Annotated in this window: 13 protein-coding genes and 1 pseudogene; 7 read left to right on the top strand and 7 right to left on the bottom strand. The window is 59.2% G+C overall.

Features of this window, described 5'->3' with window-relative positions; all coding sequences use genetic code 11:
* Nucleotides 1-294 (top strand): annotated as a pseudogene (locus tag AB5Z54_RS09150) (transposase); the annotation flags it as partial.
* 396 nt (nt 295-690) lie between these two features.
* Here the strand turns inward: AB5Z54_RS09150 and grcA3 are convergent.
* From grcA3 to AB5Z54_RS09130, 4 genes are all read right to left on the bottom strand, one after another.
* Nucleotides 691-942: an autonomous glycyl radical cofactor GrcA3 gene (grcA3, locus tag AB5Z54_RS09145; RefSeq protein WP_117583521.1), complete on the bottom strand. Its 252-nt coding sequence runs from the start codon at nt 940-942 to the stop codon at nt 691-693.
* Nucleotides 943-1,027: 85 nt separating this feature from the next.
* Nucleotides 1,028-3,079 carry a formate C-acetyltransferase gene (gene pflB, locus AB5Z54_RS09140; protein ID WP_195521220.1) on the bottom strand — a complete coding sequence of 684 codons (2,052 nt, stop codon included), beginning with the start codon at nt 3,077-3,079 and terminating at the stop codon, nt 1,028-1,030.
* Between the two features lie 469 nt (nt 3,080-3,548).
* On the bottom strand, nt 3,549-4,562 hold the full coding sequence (locus tag AB5Z54_RS09135; protein WP_232049573.1) for a 2-keto-3-deoxygluconate permease: 1,014 nt from the start codon (nt 4,560-4,562) through the stop codon (nt 3,549-3,551).
* Nucleotides 4,563-4,670: 108 nt separating this feature from the next.
* Nucleotides 4,671-5,420 (bottom strand): SDR family NAD(P)-dependent oxidoreductase, encoded by a 750-nt coding sequence (locus AB5Z54_RS09130; RefSeq protein WP_006234857.1) that lies wholly within the window; start codon nt 5,418-5,420, stop codon nt 4,671-4,673.
* A gap of 251 nt (nt 5,421-5,671) precedes the next feature.
* Between AB5Z54_RS09130 and AB5Z54_RS09125 the strand changes: the two genes are divergently transcribed.
* The 4 genes from AB5Z54_RS09125 (at nt 5,672) to AB5Z54_RS09110 (ending at nt 11,951) form a co-directional block, all read left to right on the top strand.
* Nucleotides 5,672-6,121, top strand: coding sequence for a MarR family winged helix-turn-helix transcriptional regulator (locus AB5Z54_RS09125; protein ID WP_050766108.1), 450 nt, complete (start codon nt 5,672-5,674; stop codon nt 6,119-6,121).
* Nucleotides 6,118-8,484 carry an ABC transporter ATP-binding protein gene (locus AB5Z54_RS09120; RefSeq protein ID WP_368161293.1) on the top strand — a complete coding sequence of 789 codons (2,367 nt, stop codon included), beginning with the start codon at nt 6,118-6,120 and terminating at the stop codon, nt 8,482-8,484. Before AB5Z54_RS09125 ends, AB5Z54_RS09120 begins: the two co-directional genes overlap by 4 nt.
* The gene (locus tag AB5Z54_RS09115) at nt 8,484-10,340 is read left to right on the top strand and encodes an ABC transporter ATP-binding protein (RefSeq protein ID WP_368161292.1); all 1,857 of its coding nucleotides are present in this window, start codon (nt 8,484-8,486) and stop codon (nt 10,338-10,340) included. Before AB5Z54_RS09120 ends, AB5Z54_RS09115 begins: the two co-directional genes overlap by 1 nt.
* A gap of 579 nt (nt 10,341-10,919) precedes the next feature.
* Nucleotides 10,920-11,951: a 3-deoxy-7-phosphoheptulonate synthase gene (locus AB5Z54_RS09110; protein ID WP_368161290.1), complete on the top strand. Its 1,032-nt coding sequence runs from the start codon at nt 10,920-10,922 to the stop codon at nt 11,949-11,951.
* Nucleotides 11,952-12,482: 531 nt separating this feature from the next.
* On the opposite strand, the gene AB5Z54_RS09105 is transcribed toward AB5Z54_RS09110, so the two are convergent.
* Nucleotides 12,483-14,705: an ABC transporter permease gene (locus AB5Z54_RS09105; protein ID WP_368161288.1), complete on the bottom strand. Its 2,223-nt coding sequence runs from the start codon at nt 14,703-14,705 to the stop codon at nt 12,483-12,485.
* Entirely contained in the window at nt 14,695-15,480 is a 786-nt protein-coding gene (locus AB5Z54_RS09100) for an ABC transporter ATP-binding protein (protein ID WP_368161287.1), read from the bottom strand. Before AB5Z54_RS09100 ends, AB5Z54_RS09105 begins: the two co-directional genes overlap by 11 nt.
* A 148-nt stretch (nt 15,481-15,628) precedes the next feature.
* Between AB5Z54_RS09100 and vsr the strand changes: the two genes are divergently transcribed.
* Complete coding sequence (gene vsr / locus AB5Z54_RS09095) at nt 15,629-16,675, top strand: DNA mismatch endonuclease Vsr (protein WP_368161286.1); 1,047 nt, start codon at nt 15,629-15,631, stop codon at nt 16,673-16,675.
* A 652-nt stretch (nt 16,676-17,327) separates the two neighbouring features.
* Here vsr and AB5Z54_RS09090 read toward each other — a convergent pair.
* On the bottom strand, nt 17,328-18,185 hold the full coding sequence (locus AB5Z54_RS09090; RefSeq protein WP_022095149.1) for a class II fructose-bisphosphate aldolase: 858 nt from the start codon (nt 18,183-18,185) through the stop codon (nt 17,328-17,330).
* A 334-nt stretch (nt 18,186-18,519) separates the two neighbouring features.
* Here AB5Z54_RS09090 and AB5Z54_RS09085 point away from each other — a divergent pair, with 334 nt between their 5' ends.
* Entirely contained in the window at nt 18,520-19,323 is an 804-nt protein-coding gene (locus tag AB5Z54_RS09085; protein ID WP_368161284.1) for a DeoR/GlpR family DNA-binding transcription regulator, read from the top strand.
* Nucleotides 19,324-19,403: the final 80 nt, after the last annotated feature.

Here is a 19,403-nt window from a genome sequence, read left to right as displayed (position 1 = left end):
ATCCGGCGTATCCGCGTTGGCGCGATTGGCGAAAATGCGTTGGTGGAAATGGTGAAAATTATATTGACGCTAACAGCCTGCCCCATCCCCGCCTCGAGCGGCAAGACCGTGAGGCACAGGCTCAACAGGGGCGGCGACCGGCAGGCGAACAGCGCGCTGCACGAGATCGCGAGGCAGAGGGTCATGCGCGACCCCGAGACCGCCGAGTACGCCGAGAGGGCGAGGGCGCGGGGAAAGAGCGACAGGGAGGTCATGAGGTGCCTCAAGCGCTACGTGGCCAGGGAGGCGTACCGGGCGCTGATGCGCCCGCACGAGATCAGGAGGCCCGAGGACGCCTCGGAACTCGTGGCGGCCAGGCGCGCGGCGAAGGTCAGCCAGGTGAGGGCGACGTCCATACTGGGCACCAGCGAGAAGTACATCTCGATGCTGGAGAGGGGCCAAAGGGAGCTCAAGCCCATAAGGAGGGCCTACGAGGCATGGGTCGAGGCCGGACTTCCGCTCGATTGGGACAGGCAGGCCTTCGAGGCCGAGCGCGAAATGGATTCTAAAAAACACCTTGCCAAATAGGAGCGTCAGGACGCAAAGAGGCTCCGCCGCGCAACGCGCGCAGCGGAGCCTCTTTGCATGTCCGAGGACGTTTTGGGAAATAACCCAAAACCGGCCCCAGTAATCCTACAGGAGTTGAACCCTTTAGAACTTGTCGTGGAAGGTACGCGAAATGACCTCGTCCTGCTGCTCCTTGGTGAGCGTGTGGAAGTTCACGGCATAGCCGGAAACGCGGATGGTCAGCTGCGGGTACTTCTCGGGGTGAGCCTGAGCGTCAAGCAGCGTCTCACGGTTGAAGACGTTGATGTTCAGGTGGTGGCCACCCTTCTCGGCGTAAGCGTCGAGCATGTGGACCAGGTTATCGGCCTGAGTCTCAGAAACTTCAGAAACCTTCATAATGTGTCTCCTTCGATTAATAGGCGCCGGCCGAAACCGGCGCGCTAATCAGTAATCGTTATTGTTAGTATAGCACTAACAATAGTTACTCGCCCAGCTGATCAAGGTCGATATCGCCAAAGAACACCTGGTCCTCCTTGCCGAGCGCACTCGGGATGATGGAGAAGGTGTTGGAGATGCCGTCCTGAGCATCGCGGAACGGGAGCTTGGAAACCGAAGACAGCGAAGCGATGGCGCCGTGGCTATCGCGCTTGTGCATGGGGTTTGCACCCGGGGCGAACGGCTGGCCAGCCTTGCGGCCGTCGGGCGTGGAGCCGGTCTTCTTACCGTAGACGACGTTGGAAGTAATGGTCAGAACCGAGGTCGTGGGCACGGAGTTGCGGTAGGTGTCGTTCATGCGGATGTACTCCATGAACTGGTGCACAACGTCGTGAGCGATCTGGTCGACGCGGTCGTCGTCGTTACCGTACTTGGGGAAATCGCCCTCGGTCTCGAAGTCGACGATGATGCCGTTCTCGTCACGGACGGGGTGGACCTTGGCGTACTTGATGGCGGACAGGGAGTCAGCCACGACGGAAAGGCCAGCGATGCCCGTAGCGAACCAGCGGTGCACGTGCTTGTCGTGCAGAGCCATCTGGATGCGCTCGTAGCAATACTTGTCGTGCATGTAGTGAATGATGTTCAGCGAGTTGACGTACACGCCAGCGAGCCACTTCATCATGTCGTTGTACTTGGCCACAACGTCGTCGTAATCGAGCGTATCGCCCTCGACGGCGCGGTACTTGGGGCCGACCTGCTTCTTGGAGACCTCGTCAACACCGCCGTTGAGTGCATACAGCAGGCACTTAGCCAGGTTGGCGCGAGCGCCGAAGAACTGCATCTCCTTGCCAATGCGCATGGAGGACACGCAGCAGGCGATACCGTAGTCGTCGCCGTGATAGACGCGCATGAGGTCGTCGTTCTCGTACTGGATCGAGGAGCTGGCGACAGAAGTCTTGGCGCAGAACTTCTTGAAGTTCTCGGGCAGACGGGTCGACCACAGAACGGTCATGTTGGGCTCGGGGCTGGTGCCCATGTTCTCGAGCGTGTGCAGGTAGCGGTAGCTCATCTTGGTAACGAGCGTACGGCCGTCAACACCCATGCCGCCGATGGACTCGGTGACCCACTGCGGATCGCCGGTAAACAGGGCCTGGTACTCGGGGGTACGGGCAAACTTGACCATGCGGAGCTTCATGATGAAGTGATCCACGAACTCCTGGATCTGCTCCTCGGTGAAGGTACCGTTGGCAAGGTCGCGCTCAGCATAGATGTCGATGAACGTAGAGGTACGGCCGATGGACATAGCGGCGCCGTTCTGCTCCTTGACGGCAGCAAGGTAGGCGAAGTACATCCACTGGATGGCCTCCTGCGTGTTGGTAGCAGGGTTGGAAATATCGAAACCATAGGTCTCGGCCATCATCTTGAGCTCGCCGAGGGCGCGGATCTGCTCCTGCAGCTCCTCGCGATCGCGGATGTTGTCGGCGGTCATGACCGTCGGAGTGGAAGCCTTCTGGGCCTCCTTGTCCTTGATCAGGTAGTCGACGCCGTACAGGGCAACACGACGGTAGTCGCCGATGATGCGGCCGCGGCCATAGCCATCGGGCAGACCGGTGATGATGTGAGCCGAGCGGCAAGCACGCATCTCGGGGGTGTAGACATCGAAGACGCCAGCGTTGTGGGTCTTGCGCTCGAAGGTGTAGCGCTCGACAACGTTCTCGTCGACCTTATAGCCGTGCTGGCTGGCAGCCTGGCAAGCGATGCGGATACCGCCGTTGACGTGCAGCGCGCGCTTGAGCGGCTTGTCGGTCTGGAGGCCGACGATGGTCTCCTTGTCGCGATGGGCATTATCGATGTAGCCAGCGGGGTGGCTCACGATACCCGTGACGGTCTTGGTGTCCATATCGAGGACACCGCCCTGCTCGCGCTCCTTAAGCAGCAGGTCGAGAACCTCGCCCCACAGCTCCTTGGTACGCTCGGTCGGACCTACGAGGAACGACTCATCGCCCTCGTAGGGGGTGTAGTTCTTCTGGATGAAGTCTCGGACGTCAACCTCTCCCGTCCAGATACCTTCCTTGAAGCCTTCCCATGCCTCCTGCATTGTGTAACCACGCTCCTAGTTACGTGTAATGCGGCGCTCTCTCACACCGCTGCTTATTGAATTCTTGAATGTTCGGCTTGCACTACCGGCTTCTTCCGTTCTTCACCACACGTTGGTGCAGGAAAAACGTTTGTCCACCTTGGAACTACAACCCAAAACCCAAGATTTCACCCGTTTGAGAAGGATAACATAGCGACCCTCTCCATCTGGGCTGTTATATGTTTCTTTTTTTATATCATAAGGGCGTTTTTAACAAATCCGCAGGAAATGCGAGCGCGAGCAACTACCGTTCACCGATTTGTATGGTATTTTTCCTTGCCTTTGTACGACGTTCACTCTAGCTGTTATGCCAGCTTTAGCAGGATAAAGTGTCCCAGAGACCCTACAGAAACTGCAGGGCGGCCACGGAATTTCCCCCGGGGCCGCCCTGTGGCGTGGCTAGTTATTTAGCTTTGATTGCCGCTTGGCATTAGGCGGCTGCGGCGGCCTTGTCGGTCGTTGCCTTGCTGTGACCCTGGCCTTCAAAATGCTTGTAGCACCAGCTGGTGACCAGCGGGGTCAAAATAGCCGTCACGATTGCGCACGCTGCAACCTGTGCCGTAGCCGTCGCGAGCACGGCGCCACCGTACATGGCCCCGTTGACGCTTGCCATGGCAGCAGGCGTGGCCACATTAGCTCCGGCGCAGCTCGAAATGGCCGCACCTGCGACACCCGTACCGCCCGTGAGCTTATCGACCGCGATGACGGGAATTGCAAAGACCACCGAGCAGATCACGCCGAGCAGAATACCGGGAAGACCGCCATTAATGAGCTGGCCAAAGGTCATGGTCGAGCCCATGGCAAAGAAGACGAGCACGATGACGGCGGAAAGTGCCGGTGCCATCATCTTCTTAAAGCTGGGGAAGAGGTTGCCCAGAATAATGCCGACGACGATCGGCAGGATGGCACCCACGAGCGACCAGCCGATCGGAGCCTGGCCGGCAGCGCCGAGCACGATCATCGTGACCGGAGGGCCGACAACGAGCGTGGTGATTGCGACAGCGCCACGCTCGGCCTCATTGCCCATGGTGCCCATCAGGCCAGCGTACATAGCGTTGTTGGCGCCGGTGCAAGCCGCCAGCATCACCATGGCAGAGATGCCAAACAGGTTGTCGTTGAACACATAAAGAATGAGCAGCGACACGGCAACGACCACGATCTGCTTGACGGCGATGATGATGGCACCGCGGGCAGCGGCGGCAGGAGCGCTCTTAAACGAAATCGTCGTACCGACGATGAGCAAAAAAGCGCCCACGAGCGGGCCCGCGCCCTGCTGGGTCATGCCAAGCGTAAAGCTGCCGAGCGTTTTGAACAGGTCGGGGAATAGCGTGTTGAGCAGGCAGCCCAGCAAAAGCGGCACCAAAATATTGGCACCCGGGATGGAGGACATCTTAAAGAACGGCTCCTTTGCCGCCGGCGCCTCCACCGCAGTCGATTCACTCATATATATCTCCTTTGGATGCATGCGAATCGTAGCCGCACGCGCCTATGTCAGAAAGAAGGCGACGGTCCCGAGTCGCAGGAGCCGTCGCCGAATAATCATCGCGGGGTATTACCCGTCCAGGACGATGCCGCCGTCGCAGTCACCGATCTCGCCGTTCACGAAGCTGGCGAGGTCGGAAGCGAAGAACAGCACCATCTGCGCAGGCTCGCTGGCCTGGGCAGCGCGGCCCAGAGGAATACCGTTGATGATGCGCTGAGAGTTCTCGTCAGAGAGAATCGAGGTCATATCGGTCAACGTGAGCGACGGGCACACGGCGTTGCAGCGAACGCCGAACTTGCCGCCCTCCTTGGCGACCGCCTTGGTAAGGCCGTTGACACCGGCCTTGGAGCTCGCGTAGGCAGCGGTGCCAAGCAGGCCGCCGCCGATCTTGCCAGCAACGGAACTCACGTTGACGATAGTGCCGGCATGCGCCGCCTTAAAGTGCGGGTACACGGCATTCATCATGGTAAAGGTACCGTTGAGGTTGATGTCGATGGTACGGCGCCACTCGGTGTCATCGATCTCGTCGAACTTCTTGGTGCTGATGACGCCAGCGCAGTTAATCAAGATGTTGGTTTGCGGCAGGTCCGTAAAAATCTGCTCGACGGTCTCGCGCGCCTTGGGCGCATCGGCGACATCGAGCTGATAGAACTTGTTGCCCTCGCCAAGCTCGGCCACTGCGGCCTCGCCCTTAGCAGCGTTCCTTGCGATGAGCGCGACGTGTCCGCCGCCCGCGACGATGCCCTTGGCGATCTCGAGGCCAATGCCCTGAGTGCCGCCCGTGACAATCGCGGTCTTGCCCGTGAAGTCAAATGCCATGACTCCATCCCCCTTTAATTTAGGTGTCTCCTTGCGGGAAGTTGGAGCATCGCACGTGGCGATAAATGAGTCCCAGTCGTCATGGTGGTGACAACCCCTCGCCTAACCGCGTGCATACTAGTTCTTTGAAACGCTTTAGCAATTGAATGATTTTAAGTCTTAATGAGCTCTTAATATTGCCCATTGTATGAGGCCCGCGTATGGGGGTATCATCTTCCACCGAAAATAGTTTCTAGTGTTAGGGGTTTTCGGTGGAAGATACCGATTTCCATGAGCTTGGGCGTCAGCTCTTTACCGAGTTTGGCAGCATGCACCAGCGCGTTTCGCGCTTTGCCGACCAGGCTCTGGGTGGCGAGATGGCCGTCATGCGCGCCCTCATGCGCGCCGGCGGCTCGCTCACGCCGAGCGAACTCGCCGATCGCGCCTGGGTCTCGAGCGCCCGCATCGCCAATATCCTGCGCGCCCTCGAGGCCAAGGGCTGGGTCGAGCGCGAGCACTCAAAGACCGACCGTCGTCGCGTACACGTCACGGTGACCGACAAAGGATTCCAGGTTATCGAAATCAAACGTCGGGAATTCGAGGACCGCACCGCGGCCTTCCTCGAGCAGCTTGGCGAAACAGATACCCAAGAGATGGTGCGCCTTCTTAGACGTGCCAACGAAATTATCGACCGCAATCAAGAAAGGAGAGATGCCGAGTGAGGATTCTCAAGCTCTTTAAAAAACATATCCTGGCACTGTTCGCAGCTATCGTACTTATCGTAATCAGCTGCAACGCCGATCTGGCACTGCCTACCTATATGAGCGACATCGTCGACGTGGGTGTGCAGCAAGGCGGCATCGCGTCGCCCGTACCCGACACCATCCGCGCCGAATCGCTCGACGACCTCGAACTCTTTATGAGCGCCAAGGACGCCAAGGCTGTGGAGGCCGTGTTTAGCAAGGCGGACAATAACGGCATTCGAACGTACAAGGGCACCGAGGAGGAGCGTGCCGACGGCGGCAAGATTGCCGACATCATGAGCCTGCCCGAGACTGTCGTCCTTTCGTTCAACCAGGGTATTGACGCCAACTCCATGGGTGACATGATGGGCACGTCCGGTGAGAAAGACAACAGCGGCGCCCAGGCCATGCCCACGCCCGAGCAGATGGCGGCGATGACGCCCGAGCAACTCGCCGAGATGCAGCAGAAGGCCGCTGCGGCGCAGAACATGCAAAAACAGATTGATGCCGACGGTGGCAAGATCACCATGAAGAGCCTGCGTCTAGGCGTTGAAGGCGGCCTAATCGACCAGGGCAAGCTCGTCGAGGGCGCCAACGATATGGCGGACAAAATGGGCTCCATGTCGGGCTCCATCGTGACCCAACGCGCCGTGAGCTATGTGCAAGACGAGTACAAGGCGCAGGGCATCGACCCCGCCGACGTGCAGAACGCCTACCTGGGCCGCATGGCGACCACGATGTTTGGTCTGTGCCTAATCTCGCTGGTCGCCACCATCCTGACCGGTGCCGTGGCTTCGCGCACCGCCTGCTCCATCGCCCGCGACCTGCGCCGCGAGACCTTCAACAAGGTTATGCACTTCTCGCCGGCCGAAGTGGGCAAGTTTAGCCAGGCCTCGCTCATCACCCGCTGTACCAACGACATTCAGCAGATCCAGATGGCCGCAACCCTGTTTATCCGCATGTGCCTGATGGCCCCCGTCATGGGCATCGTCGCCGTCATGCGCGTCCTGGCCAACCATACCGGCCTAGAGTGGACCATCGCCGTGGCCATCATCGCGGTCTCGGCCGTCGTCGGCGTGCTTATGGGCCTCACCATGCCCAAGTTCAAAAAGATGCAGAGCTTTGTGGACCGTGTGAACCTTACCGCCCGCGAGCTGCTCGACGGCCTTATGCCCATCCGTTCGTTCAACCGCGAAGAGCATGAGCTCGAGCGTTTTGACAAGGCTTCGCTCGACCTGATGACCACGCAGCTCTACACCAACCGAGCCATGAGCTTTATGATGCCGCTCATGATGCTCGTCATGAACTGCATCACCGTGCTTATCGTCTGGTTTGGCGCGCAGGGCGTGTCCCACGGCGTGATGCAGGTCGGCAACATGATGGCGTTTATCTCCTACACCATGCAGATCGTCATGGCGTTTATGATCCTCACCATGGTTTCGGTCATCCTGCCCCGCGCCGAGGTCGCAGCCGAGCGCGTGGAAGAGGTCATCACCTGCCCCACGAGCATCAACGACCCTGCCTCGCCCAAACTGCCCGCAGCCAGCGCGCCGCGCGGTGAGCTCACCTTCCGCGACGTGAGCTTCCAGTACCCCGATGCCCGCGCCGATGTCATCAGCGGCGTCAACTTCACCACGCATGCCGGTCAGATGCTCGGCATCATCGGCTCCACGGGCTCGGGCAAGTCCACGCTCGTGCAGCTGATTCCGCGCCTGTACGACGTCACGGGCGGCAGCATTTCGCTCGACGGCGTCGATGTGCGCGACATGACCCTTTCCGAGCTGCGCCGCCGCATCGGTTATATTCCGCAGCAGGGTCGCCTGTTCTCGGGTACCGTCGAGAGCAACCTCAAGTTTGCCGGCGACATGGTGAGTGACGAGGATATGCGCCAGGCAGCACGCGTCGCCCAGGCGGAGGACTTTATCGCCGAGCGCGAGGACGGGTACGACTCCCCCATTAGCCAGGGCGGCTCCAATGTTTCGGGCGGTCAGCGCCAACGCCTGGCCATCGCCCGCGCGTTGGCCAAAAAGCCCGAGGTCGTGGTGTTCGATGACTCGTTTAGCGCCCTCGACTACAAGACCGACGCTCGCCTGCGCGAGGAGTTGGCCAAAAACGTCACCGACGCCGCGCTCGTGGTCGTGGCCCAGCGCATCGCGACCATCATGCACGCCGACCAGATCATCGTGCTCGACGACGGCCACGTAGTGGGCACCGGCACGCACGAGGAGCTGCTGCGCAGCTGCCCGGCGTACCTGGAGATCGCACAGTCGCAGCTTTCCGCCGAGGAGCTGGGGCTTACCCAAGAAGAAATTGCAGCCGTCATGGAAGGAGGCGAGCGCTAATGGCAGACGAGACCAAGACTCAGATTCCCAAGCCCACCCGCCAGCGTGGTCCCATGGGCCGCATGGGCGGCATGCGTCGCGGCGAAAAGGCCAAGGACTTTAAGGGCACCATGAGGCAGCTGCTCGGCTATATCGGCCAGCACAAGATTGCCGTGTTTGCCGCCGTCGCCTTTGCCGTGTGCTCGGTCATCTTTAACATTGTGGGACCCAAGGTGCTCGGCCAGGTTACGACCAAGCTGTTCGAAGGCCTGGTCGCCAAGGTCAACGGCACCGGCGACGTTGACTTTGACTGGATCGCCAAGACGCTCGGCTTTTTGCTCTGCCTGTATCTGGCGAGCTCTGTTTGCAGTCTCATCCAAGGCTGGCTCATGACCGGCGTCACGCAAAAGATTTGCTATCGCATGCGCAAGGAGATCGCCGCCAAGATTGCCGTCGTGCCGATGAGTTACTTCAACGGCCACAGCAAGGGAGACGTACTCAGCCGCATCACCAACGACGTCGATACGCTGGGTCAGTCGCTCAACCAGAGCGTGACGCAGCTCATCACGTCGGTGACGCAGATTATCGGCGTGCTCGTCATGATGCTTTCGATCAGCCTGCCGCTTACCGGCGTCACCGTGCTCACGCTGCCGGCAGCCGCGATTATCCTGACTGTGATGATTCACTTCTCGCAGCCGTACTTCCGCGAGCAACAGCAGGTTCTGGGCGCCGTCAACGGCATTATCGAGGAGGACTTTGCCGGCCAGAACGTCATTCAGGTGTTCGACCGCGCCGAGGCCTCGATCGAAGAGTTCGACCGTCAAAACGACCGCCTCTTTATTAGTGGCTGGCGCTCGCAGTTCCTGTCGGGCCTGATGATGCCGCTTATGAGCTTGGTGGGCAACATGGGCTACGTGGGCGTCGTCGTGGTGGGCGCGCAGCTCGCGCTGACCGGCAATGCCACGCCCGGCGACATCCAGAGCTTTATCCAGTACGTGCGCAACTTTACGCAACCCGTGCAGCAGCTGGGCAACGTGAGCAACACGATGCAGTCGATGGCTGCCGCCACCGAGCGCGTCTTTGAGTTCTTGGCCGCGCCCGAGGAGGAGCAGAAGGCCGACGCGCAGATTCCCGAGAGGCGTCCCGGCCACGTGGAGTTCGACCATGTCAAGTTTGGCTACACGCCCGACAAGACCATCATCCACGACTTTAGCTGCGAGGCTAAGCCCGGCCAAACCATTGCCATCGTCGGCCCCACCGGCGCCGGCAAGACCACGCTCATTAAGCTGCTGCAGCGCTTTTACGACGTGGACGGCGGTTCGCTGCGCGTCGAAGGCGTCGACGTGCGCGACTGGGACCGCGCGGCGCTGCGCGGCGAGTTTGCCATGGTGCTGCAGGACACCTGGCTGTTTAACGGCACCATCCGCGAGAACATCCGCTACGGACGCCCCGATGCGACCGATGCCGAGGTCGAGGCCGCCGCACGCGCCGCACGCTGCGACCACTTTATCCATACGCTCGCCGGCGGCTACGACTTTATGATCAACGAGGAGGGCACTAACCTGTCGCAGGGTCAGCGCCAGCTCGTGACCATCGCCCGTGCCATTTTGGCCGACCGCCCGGCGCTGATTCTGGACGAGGCGACCTCCAACGTCGATACCCGCACCGAGGAGCTCATCCAGCGCGCCATGGATGCGCTGATGCAGGGCCGCACGAGCTTTGTCATCGCGCACCGCCTGTCCACGATCCGCAACGCCGACGTGATCTTGGTAATTCGCGACGGCGACATCGTCGAGAAGGGCACGCACGACGAGTTGCTCGCCCAGGGCGGCTTCTACGCCGATCTGTACAACTCGCAGTTCGACGAGGCGGCGTAAATTCTGCCGCGGGGAACGAATAACGCCCGAGAACGGGGGCGCAGGACAACCTGCGCCCCCGTTTTTGCTCTGCGGCCCTCAAACCGCCTCCCCTGGGACCTGATTGACAGCCCCTTCGAGGCCCCGTGGGCAAAAAATGGCAAATATGAGTACTGTTACCCTTTTAGTAACAGCCAAAACAGCCCCAAATGCCGTTTTCACGGCTTACACGCGTCCCTAAAATGATCAAACAGCCCTATAGCGAACTTATATGTGTTTGCGTTAATGAACATATTTTGCTGTTATGTCTATTATTTTGCGAAGGCAATATGATACTAAGCTAGCAACCGTACTCATATTTGGCATTTTTTGCCCACAGGGTATTTCCTAGGGAACCGACAACAGCCTTAGGGTCCCGCGCGGCGCCGCTCCCTCCCAGCATCCGCCGACGTTTACCCAGATAAAACCTGCCAAAATAAACCTGTCCCTTTTTGGTAGGTTTCGGGGTGACAAGGGCTTGCACTTTAGCGTGCGACAGCGGATAATGCCGAGCATTCGACAATCCGCTTATTGCTCTTTCTATAGATTGAGGAGACCCCTATGGCCATGGAATTCAAACGCAGGCTGCCGATCCCCATGGAGATCCGCGAGGAAATGCCACTTTCTGCCGAGCTTACCGCCAAAAAGCAGGCATTTGACGCCGAGGTCGCCAAGGTCTTTACCGGCGAGGACGCGCGCAAGGTGCTCATCATCGGCCCGTGCTCTGCCGACCGCGAGGATTCGGTCCTCGAATACATGAACCGCCTGGCCAAGACCGCCGAAGAGGTCAAGGACAAGCTCATCATCGTTCCGCGCGTCTACACCAACAAGCCGCGTACCAAGGGCACCGGCTACAAGGGTCTTCTGCACAACCCCAACCCCGAGGCTCCCGACGACCTGCTCGAGGGCGTCAAGGCCATCCGCCACATGCACCTGCGCGTCATCGAGGAGACCGGCTTCTTTACCGCCGATGAGATGCTCTACCCGTCCAACTACCAGTACCTCGTTGACCTGCTGAGCTATGTGGCCGTGGGCGCACGCTCGGTCGAAAACCAGGAGCATCGCCTGGTGTCGAGCGGTATTTCGGTGCCCGTGGGCATGAAGAACCCCACCGCCGGTTCCACCACCGTTATGCTCAACTCCATTTACGCCGCGCAGGCGCACCAGAGCTTCATCTTCCGCAACTGGGAGGTCGAGTGCGACGGCAATCCGCTCGCGCACGCCGTTATGCGTGGCTACATCGGTCTCGACGGTCGCACCTACCCCAACTACCACTACGAGCACCTGGAGCGCCTGGCCGAACGCTACACCGAGCACGCCGGCTATGCCAATCCGGCAGCGGTCATCGACTGCAACCACGACAACTCGGGTAAGCGCCCGCTTGAGCAGTATCGCATTTGCAAGGAGGTGCTCGACAGCTGCCGCCGCAACGAGTCCATCTCCAAGCTGGTCAAGGGCTTTATGATCGAGTCCTACCTGGAGGACGGCAACCAGCCGGTCGACGGCGGCGTCTTTGGCAAGTCGATCACCGATCCGTGCCTGGGCTGGGAAAAGACCGACTACCTCATCCACGAGATCGCGGAACGGGTGTAGGTTACGGCGTTTTACCAAACGCCGTAACGGCTCGACGCTGCGCGGGCCGCATTTGGACAATCTGACGTTCAACTTCAAGGGCGCGACCAGAAGGTCAGCGCCCTTTCGTTTCACGTCACCTTGTCTCAAATGCGACCCGCTCGCTGTCCGTCCTCTACCTGCGGCGTTATCTTGCTCCGGATGTGGCAGTTAGGGACGCTCCTTTTCTGCCGGCGGTTTGGGACACTCCTTGGGTAGCCGTTTAAGAACGTCCCCAACGACTACCCGGGGGAGTTGCCTTCCCTCGTGGCGGTCTTCTAGCAGAAAAACCAAGTGAGTAGGCTTTTTGCAGAAGGCCGAGCACGCCCTAAAACGCCACAGCTCTGACCTGCAGTTTTATAGATCATTTGTCGCGATGTGCTCGGCAGGTTCAAAAAAGTCTACTCACTTGTATCTGAGACGCACCAGGTAGGCAAAAACCACCGCGAAAGGGCCCCTGGTTCCTTCGCGGCGGTCATACGCCTCTGATTTTGCGACGATTTTGCCCGCTTGTTACTCGCTGTAGCGGGTGGCGATGGCGACTTGTACCATGCCGGTACTCATGAGGTAGGTCACCAGGAAGTAGCCACCGTATGCTGCCAGGAAGATTGCACAGGTGAGGCCCACGGTGCCGCCGATGCTCATATTTCCGAAAATGCTCACCAGCTCGATGATCACCTTAAGTGCCACAAAGGAGTGCGCCAAGCCCACCGCCAACGGGAACAGGAAGAACACCGCTTGTTGCGCCATCACCGAATGGCGAATCTGGCGGTCCTCACAGCCGATCTGTGCCAGCACACGATAGCTGCGGCTGCCGTCGGCCACATTGGAGAGCTGCTGGATCGACAGTATCGCCGCGCATGCAACGACCAATACAAAGCCGATGTAGATGGCTAGGTAGCTAATAAGACCGTTCATTTGCGCTGCCTGCGTGTACATCTCGGAGCGTGTGATGAAGGTTCCCCACGACCCCGGCTCCTTGCCGTCAACGAGCAGATTGTCGAGCACAGTGTATTTAATGCTCTCGTCTGCCTCGGTCGTATCCATCCCCTGTTTGTAGTTAACGAGCAGGCTACTGGAATACGGCTGCAGATTAAGTTGGGACAACAGCTCGTCGGCAACGACGACGGTACCCGGATTACTGCCCATCGCCGAGTTGGCGATGGCCGCCGTATCTTCGTCCGACTTATCGGTTGCGGGCTTGAGCGTATGCCCGCCCAAGGTAAGGGCATGGCCGCCAGCCATATACTTGGTGTACAGGTCGACCAGCTCGCCGCCCAAATCACACGTGAGCAGATACTGGTCGTGACCGATGTGCACCGGCTCCTCGCCCATCATCTGGCGCAGTTTGTTGTACTGGCTCGCCGGCGTCACAAACAGGCCCATCGTATCGGCATTGCTACCCCCGAACGCCTTGGGAAGCTTTTCGCCCATGGTCTTGCACATCTCACTTGGGGTCACCGAAGGATTCGAGCCGCCAAACGGGTAACTCAGATACGAATCGATCTGCACATGCTCACCGGCAACATCGGCGATATTGACCTTCTTGCCGGTCTCGTCGTTGTTGTCCGCCGACTTGCCCTTACGATCGCCGTGCCATGGATCGCCGTGCCATGCGGAGTACAAATCGACCGTACTATCGGCCAGCACCATGCGATCGGCCTCAGACGGATTGAAAGACTCTTTGTAGAAGTCGAGCGTATCGGGCGTGTAATAGACATACGTCTGCGACATGTCGGCCGGATTATAGCGCTCCAGGTTTTCGTTCATCACGTTGGCAATCGACATACCGCACGTCACCGAGGTGATGGCCAAAAACAGGAGCATCGCGATGACGCCCATCGAAAAGCACACCGTGTTGACCTTGGCCGCAAGCTGGCGCACAGTAAACATGTTGAGGCCGCGCCAATACACGCCGCGCAGGCTCTGCAGCAGCTTGATGAGCATGCCCGAGAGTCCCCAGAACAGGGCAAAGGTGCCCACGGTAACCATAGCGGTCGTAATACCAAACTGGTTCATGGCCTCTTGCAGCTTGCTGTCCGTCGCGGTTAGCGGGAACCCATCACGTAGCAGACGGTAATAGGCCACGCCCACAAGCACCACGCCCACGACAAAGATGGCAATCGCGATCCAGGGGTTGCGTGTCTTGATGCTCTCGTTGCGACGCTCGGCACCCATAAGCTCGATGAGTTTGGTACGACGCACGGCGCGAAGGTTCAGCAGCAGCGTGAGCACAAACATTACGAGCATGCAGGCAAGGGTCAGGTTGAACGCATGCACCGAGAAAAAGAAGTGGAAATTGGCGATCTGTGTCTTAAAAAGCGAGGCCGTAAAGAACGTCATGAGCTGGGAGAGTCCCACACCCAGCACAATGCCGGCGACAAAGGCCACGACCGAGACAATCACCGTCTCGAGCGCCATGATCGTGGCGACGCGTCCGCGCCCCATGCCGAGCACCTGATACAGGCCAAACTCCTTCTTGCGGCGTTTCATGATGAAGTTATTGGCATACACCATCAAAAAGGCCATGACACCGGCCAAAAAGTACGTCAGGTCGCCGAGCATGCTGCCCATAACCTGCGCCAAGCCCTCTTCATCGATTCCGGCGATGTCGACCTGCATCGAGATGGTGTTAAAGGCATAGAAGACCGTGACGCCCAGGGTGAGCGTCAAAAGGTAGACGAGGTAGTCGCGGCCGGCGCGGCGGACGTTGCCCCAAGCGAGTTTACAGAGCATCGGAGCCCTCACCGCCCATCATGGCAACGGCCTCCATAATGCGGTCGAAGAACTCTCGGTGGTCGGTGTCGCCGCGGCGCAGCTCGGTGAAGATCTTGCCGTCGCGAATAAACAGCACACGGCTCGTGTAACTGGCGGCAAAGCTGTCGTGCGTGACCATGAGCACGGTGGCACGTAGGCGGCGGTTAAGGGCCTCCAGGCTCTCGAGCAGCAGACGAGCGCTTTTAGAATCGAGGGCGCCGGTGGGCTCGTCGGCCATGATCATGGTGGGGTCGGTGACAAGCGCGCGAGCTGCGGCAACGCGCTGCTGCTGACCGCCGGACATCTGGTAGGGATACTTGTCGAGCACCTGACTGATGGAGAGGCGCGCTGCCACATCCTGCACGCGGGTCGAGATCTCTGCCGAGTTTGTGCGGGCGATGGTGAGCGGCAGGGCGATGTTCTCGCGTGCCGTGAGCGTATCGAGCAGGTTGGAGTCCTGGAAGATAAAGCCGAGTTCCTCGCGGCGGAACTGCGAGAGCTTAGCCTGCTTCATGCGTGTTACGTCCTGCCCGTTGATGCGGATCGTGCCACTTGTGGCGCTATCGATGGTCGACACGCAGTTGAGCAACGTCGACTTGCCCGAGCCCGAAGCGCCCATGATGCCCACAAATTCGCCGCGGTTGACGGTAAAGCTGACGTCGTTGAGCGCACGGGTCACGTTGCCCAGCGCTCCATATACCTTTTCGAGATGCGCGACCTCCAGTACCGGGGTCGCCATGTGCGTGGTTTGCATACCGAGTCCTTTCTTGCGATTAGTCTACGGCATCTATAGTCGCAAGAAGACGAGTCGGCTACCATCGGTATGGCTTACGCTTGCCTTACCGTTGTGTAAGGTACGCGTAGCTACCCTGCCACGTGTTGATGTTGAGAGAGGACTCCTGTTGAAGACTGTTCATGTTGCCGCTGGGATCATTCGCAAGGAAGGATCCGATGAGTTACTTGCCGTGCAGCGCGGCTATGGCAACATGCAGGGACTTTGGGAGTTCCCCGGTGGCAAGCTCATGCGCGGCGAGACACCCGAAGACGCCGTGCGACGCGAGCTTATGGAAGAGCTGCAGGTAAAAGTCACCAACCTGCGCGATTTTTACACCGTTGAGTATGACTACCCCGATTTCCATCTCTCGATGGAGTGTTACTACTGCTCGCTCGCCGATGAATCCGATGAACCCCAGAAGCACGACCGCCAGCTCGATATCCGCTGGATTCCGCGCACCTCGCTTGCCACGGTTGAGTGGATGCCCGCCGACAAAGGGCTTATCGATGCTCTGATTGAGTTGAAGGAAGATCGGCTTGAGGCCAACGGCACTGCCAACGACGCCGAGGCCACCACGAACGACGAGCCCGCTTCCAGGCCCAAGCGCGCACCTAAGCGCCGCAGCAAAAAGCGTCCCAAACCAGGTCTGCTCGACGGCATCGATACCTCGGACCTTTCCGCTGACGAGCGCGAACTGGTGCGCCGTCGCGCCGCTATAAAAAAGTCCATGAAGGGCAACAAGCGTGCGAACACCAAACCCGAGCTGCTCGTACGTCAGCGCCTGCGGGCCGCGGGCCTTACGGGCTATCGTTTGGAATGGAAGGTACCCGGCAAGCCCGACATCGCCTTCCCCGGGCGCAAGATCGCCATCTTCGTCAACGGCTGCTTTTGGCATCGCTGTCCCAAGTGCAATCCGAGCCAGCCCAAGCGCAATGTTGAGTTTTGGGAGGCAAAGTTCCGTCGCAACGTCGAGCGCGACCGAGCGGCCATCAACGCACTCACTCAAATGGGCTGGACACCCATAACCATCTGGGAATGCGAACTCAAAAAGGACCGCATCGACGCCACCATGGAAAAGGTCATCGAGCAGGTGCGGGCCGCAGAGCCGCAGCGCAAGGGACGAGCCGTCCACACGCCCCACACAGGCAAGCCACATCCGCGCCACAAACCTTAGAAAGCCCTTAAGCCCAAAACCTTTCAAAAGTGTTATTCGATACCTCTGACCTGCAGTTTCATCGTAACATCAAACCAGGTTAAGCCTTTCTTTAGCGCTTCTTTGTGACAGCCGCGGCATAATACTGCCAACGCACGGGACCTAGCAGCACACCCCGTGCGCAACCTTTTGGTGGACATCGAGGAGGCCGCATAAGCATGCATTCTTCCAACGACGCAGCACAGCAGCCATCCCTAAATCATGCAAACCTTTTCTCCTTCCCCCCGACACAGAGAAACGGCCTCCTCGACTCCCCCACCACAAAAACCAAACGCTCTGCAGACCAACACCTCAACCTGCAGACATCCTTCGAAAAACTCCAAGCCTCACTAGACCAGGCATTCCCCAACCAAGCCCGGGCATACTAGCCCCTCATCAACAAAGCACCCCTCGCGCCCCATCTCTTCAGCCCCAACGCCACAAGGGCGATCGAGCAGGACGGCTTGGGCAGGTCCCCGTACTTAGTTTCCAAAATCATTCCGCAGCGCGAAGGCCCCCGTTGCCAACGCTTCGTAGAAGCGAGGCAACGGGGGCCTTCATGCGCGAGGACGTTTTGGAAACTAAGTACGGGGACCCGCCCAAGCCGTCCGGTGGGATCAGAGTACCCTTGCTGTTACTCTGCTTTGCCCACAGAGTTAAGGTTGGTCATGCGGATCTTAACCAGCTCGGTGATCTCACGCATACCCTCCTTGGCCGGCTTCTTGGGATCGAAGCAGGCAGGGTTCTCGGCCATGTAGGCCATGAAGCCCTTGGTGTAGGCCTGACGCAGCTCGGTGGCGTAGTTAACCTTGCAGATGCCGTTCTTCACAGCCTCGGCAACCTGCTCATCGGGCACACCGGAGGTGCCGTGCAGAACCAGCGGCACGTCGACGGCGTCGCGGATAGCCTTGACCACGGACTGCTCGATGTGCGGATCGCTCGTGTACACACCGTGGCTGGTGCCAACGCCAATAGCCAGGGAGGTGCAGCCGGTACGCTCGACGAACTCCTTGGCCTCGGCAGGATCGGTGTAGGGGCTCTCGCCCTCAACCGCGGGACCGTCGTCCTCCTTGCCGCCAACCTTACCAAGCTCAGCCTCGACAGGCACGCCCATGGCGCGGCCAGCATCGGCGACGGACTTGGTCAGGGCGATGTTGTCCTCGAAGGACTCGTGCGAACCGTCGATCATGACAGAGGTATAGCCGGTGCGGAAAGCCTGCATGCAGCGGTCATAGCCATCGCCGTGATCGAGGTGCAGAGCGACGGGCACGGAAGCGCGCTCGGCGGCAGCCTTGACCATGCCGTAGAAGTAGTCCAGACCAGCGGTCTTGATGGTGCCCGGGGTGGTCTGCATGATGACGGGGGACTTGGTCTCCTCGGCAGCGGCCAGAACGGCCATAACGAACTCGAGGTTCTCGACGTTGAACGCGCCAACGGCGTAATGACCGGCCTGAGCGTCCTTGAGCATCTTTTCGGTGGTAACAAGTGCCATGAGCGTTTGCTCCTCTCCCTCGCCCGCATCTGGACATCGGGCGTAGTTGTTCACAAGGCGTTTTACCTTGCGTTTTACTGCGCTCATTGTATGAAATTCAGCGGCTTTGCACGTGCGAGATATTGAGCCCATGCAGGTCAATACCGTCGTTTTTGAAAAGCAAACGGAAGGAATTGAAGCCGAGTGGGCGTGTTCGATATTGAATTTTAGGCGTTCAGCGTCTTTCTTTTATAGAAAAGATAAGTAATCGAAAGGTGTTTTCTTACTCAAAAAGAAAATGAACGAAAATAGAGTCAACACAATTCCTGCATATTTAGCCGAGAATGGAGCAGCCATGACCCAAGCTACCAACCGTGCTTTTGCCGACGAACGCCGTACCGCCATTATGGAAATGCTCGAGCATAATGCCTCGGTGCAGGTGGCAGAAATTGCCCAGACCTTTGGCGTGTCCTCCGTCACCGCCCGCGCCGACCTGGACGCGCTCGCCGAAGCAGGCAAGCTGCGCCGCACACACGGCGGTGCCGTCTCGCTCCACAAACGCCTGACCGTCTCCACGCAGGATCGCCGCATCAATGTCAACGTCGCTGCCAAGCAGGCCATCGCGCAAAGCGCCATCGAGCTCGTCAATGACGGCGACACGCTGCTCGTCGACTCGGGCACCACGGCGCTCGAGTTCGTCCGGCTCCTCGACCAGCGCGACGGCATCACCGTCATCACGGCAGACATTACCATTGCCGATTACATCGACGAGAGCATGCCCTCGGTCGATGTCGTCATGCTGGGCGGAGCGCTGCGCAAAGGCCATCGTTATTTGTACGGACCGCTCACTATGCAGGCGCTCCAAATGGTCCATGCCGATCTGGCCGTCATGTGCCCCGGCGCCTTTGTCTCCAGCTGCGGCTTTACGACCGACTTTCCCCAGATGGCCGAGACTAAAACGGCTATGATCGCCGCGGCCCATCAAAGCGTCGCCCTCATGGACGCCAGCAAGGTTAACGGACGCGGCATGTACCGCTTTGCCGAGCTTGCCGACGTTGACACCATCGTGATGGACCGTGACCCCGATCATGCCGTCGCCACCTCAATCGCCGAAGCCACCGACAGCGCACGTCCAGCCCTCATCATCGCCGGCGCTTAAACAAAAACCACCACAAAGGGGACAGTGAACTGCCTCCCATTTCTTGGACATCGGGAAATGGGAGGTTTTCCATGAGTATA

This window comes from Collinsella aerofaciens, from assembly GCF_040910185.1.
In the GTDB taxonomy this organism is placed as follows: Bacteria; Actinomycetota; Coriobacteriia; order Coriobacteriales; family Coriobacteriaceae; genus Collinsella; species Collinsella aerofaciens_BF.
Note: the sequence above shows the minus strand (reverse complement) of the source record. Positions and strands in the feature narration are given on the sequence as shown.

What these genes read in the sequence shown, in the direction of transcription:
- grcA3 (WP_117583521.1), bottom strand. Translation starts at nt 942, where the DNA reads ATGAAGGTTTCTGAAGTTTCTGAGACTCAGGCCGATAACCTGGTCCAC.
- AB5Z54_RS09105 (WP_368161288.1), bottom strand. Translation starts at nt 14,705, where the DNA reads ATGCTCTGTAAACTCGCTTGGGGCAACGTCCGCCGCGCCGGCCGCGAC.
- AB5Z54_RS09090 (WP_022095149.1), bottom strand. Translation starts at nt 18,185, where the DNA reads ATGGCACTTGTTACCACCGAAAAGATGCTCAAGGACGCTCAGGCCGGT.
- AB5Z54_RS09085 (WP_368161284.1), top strand. Translation starts at nt 18,520, where the DNA reads ATGACCCAAGCTACCAACCGTGCTTTTGCCGACGAACGCCGTACCGCC.
- AB5Z54_RS09130 (WP_006234857.1), bottom strand. Translation starts at nt 5,420, where the DNA reads ATGGCATTTGACTTCACGGGCAAGACCGCGATTGTCACGGGCGGCACT.
- AB5Z54_RS09135 (WP_232049573.1), bottom strand. Translation starts at nt 4,562, where the DNA reads ATGAGTGAATCGACTGCGGTGGAGGCGCCGGCGGCAAAGGAGCCGTTC.
- AB5Z54_RS09100 (WP_368161287.1), bottom strand. Translation starts at nt 15,480, where the DNA reads ATGCAAACCACGCACATGGCGACCCCGGTACTGGAGGTCGCGCATCTC.
- AB5Z54_RS09115 (WP_368161292.1), top strand. Translation starts at nt 8,484, where the DNA reads ATGGCAGACGAGACCAAGACTCAGATTCCCAAGCCCACCCGCCAGCGT.
- pflB (WP_195521220.1), bottom strand. Translation starts at nt 3,079, where the DNA reads ATGCAGGAGGCATGGGAAGGCTTCAAGGAAGGTATCTGGACGGGAGAG.
- AB5Z54_RS09110 (WP_368161290.1), top strand. Translation starts at nt 10,920, where the DNA reads ATGGCCATGGAATTCAAACGCAGGCTGCCGATCCCCATGGAGATCCGC.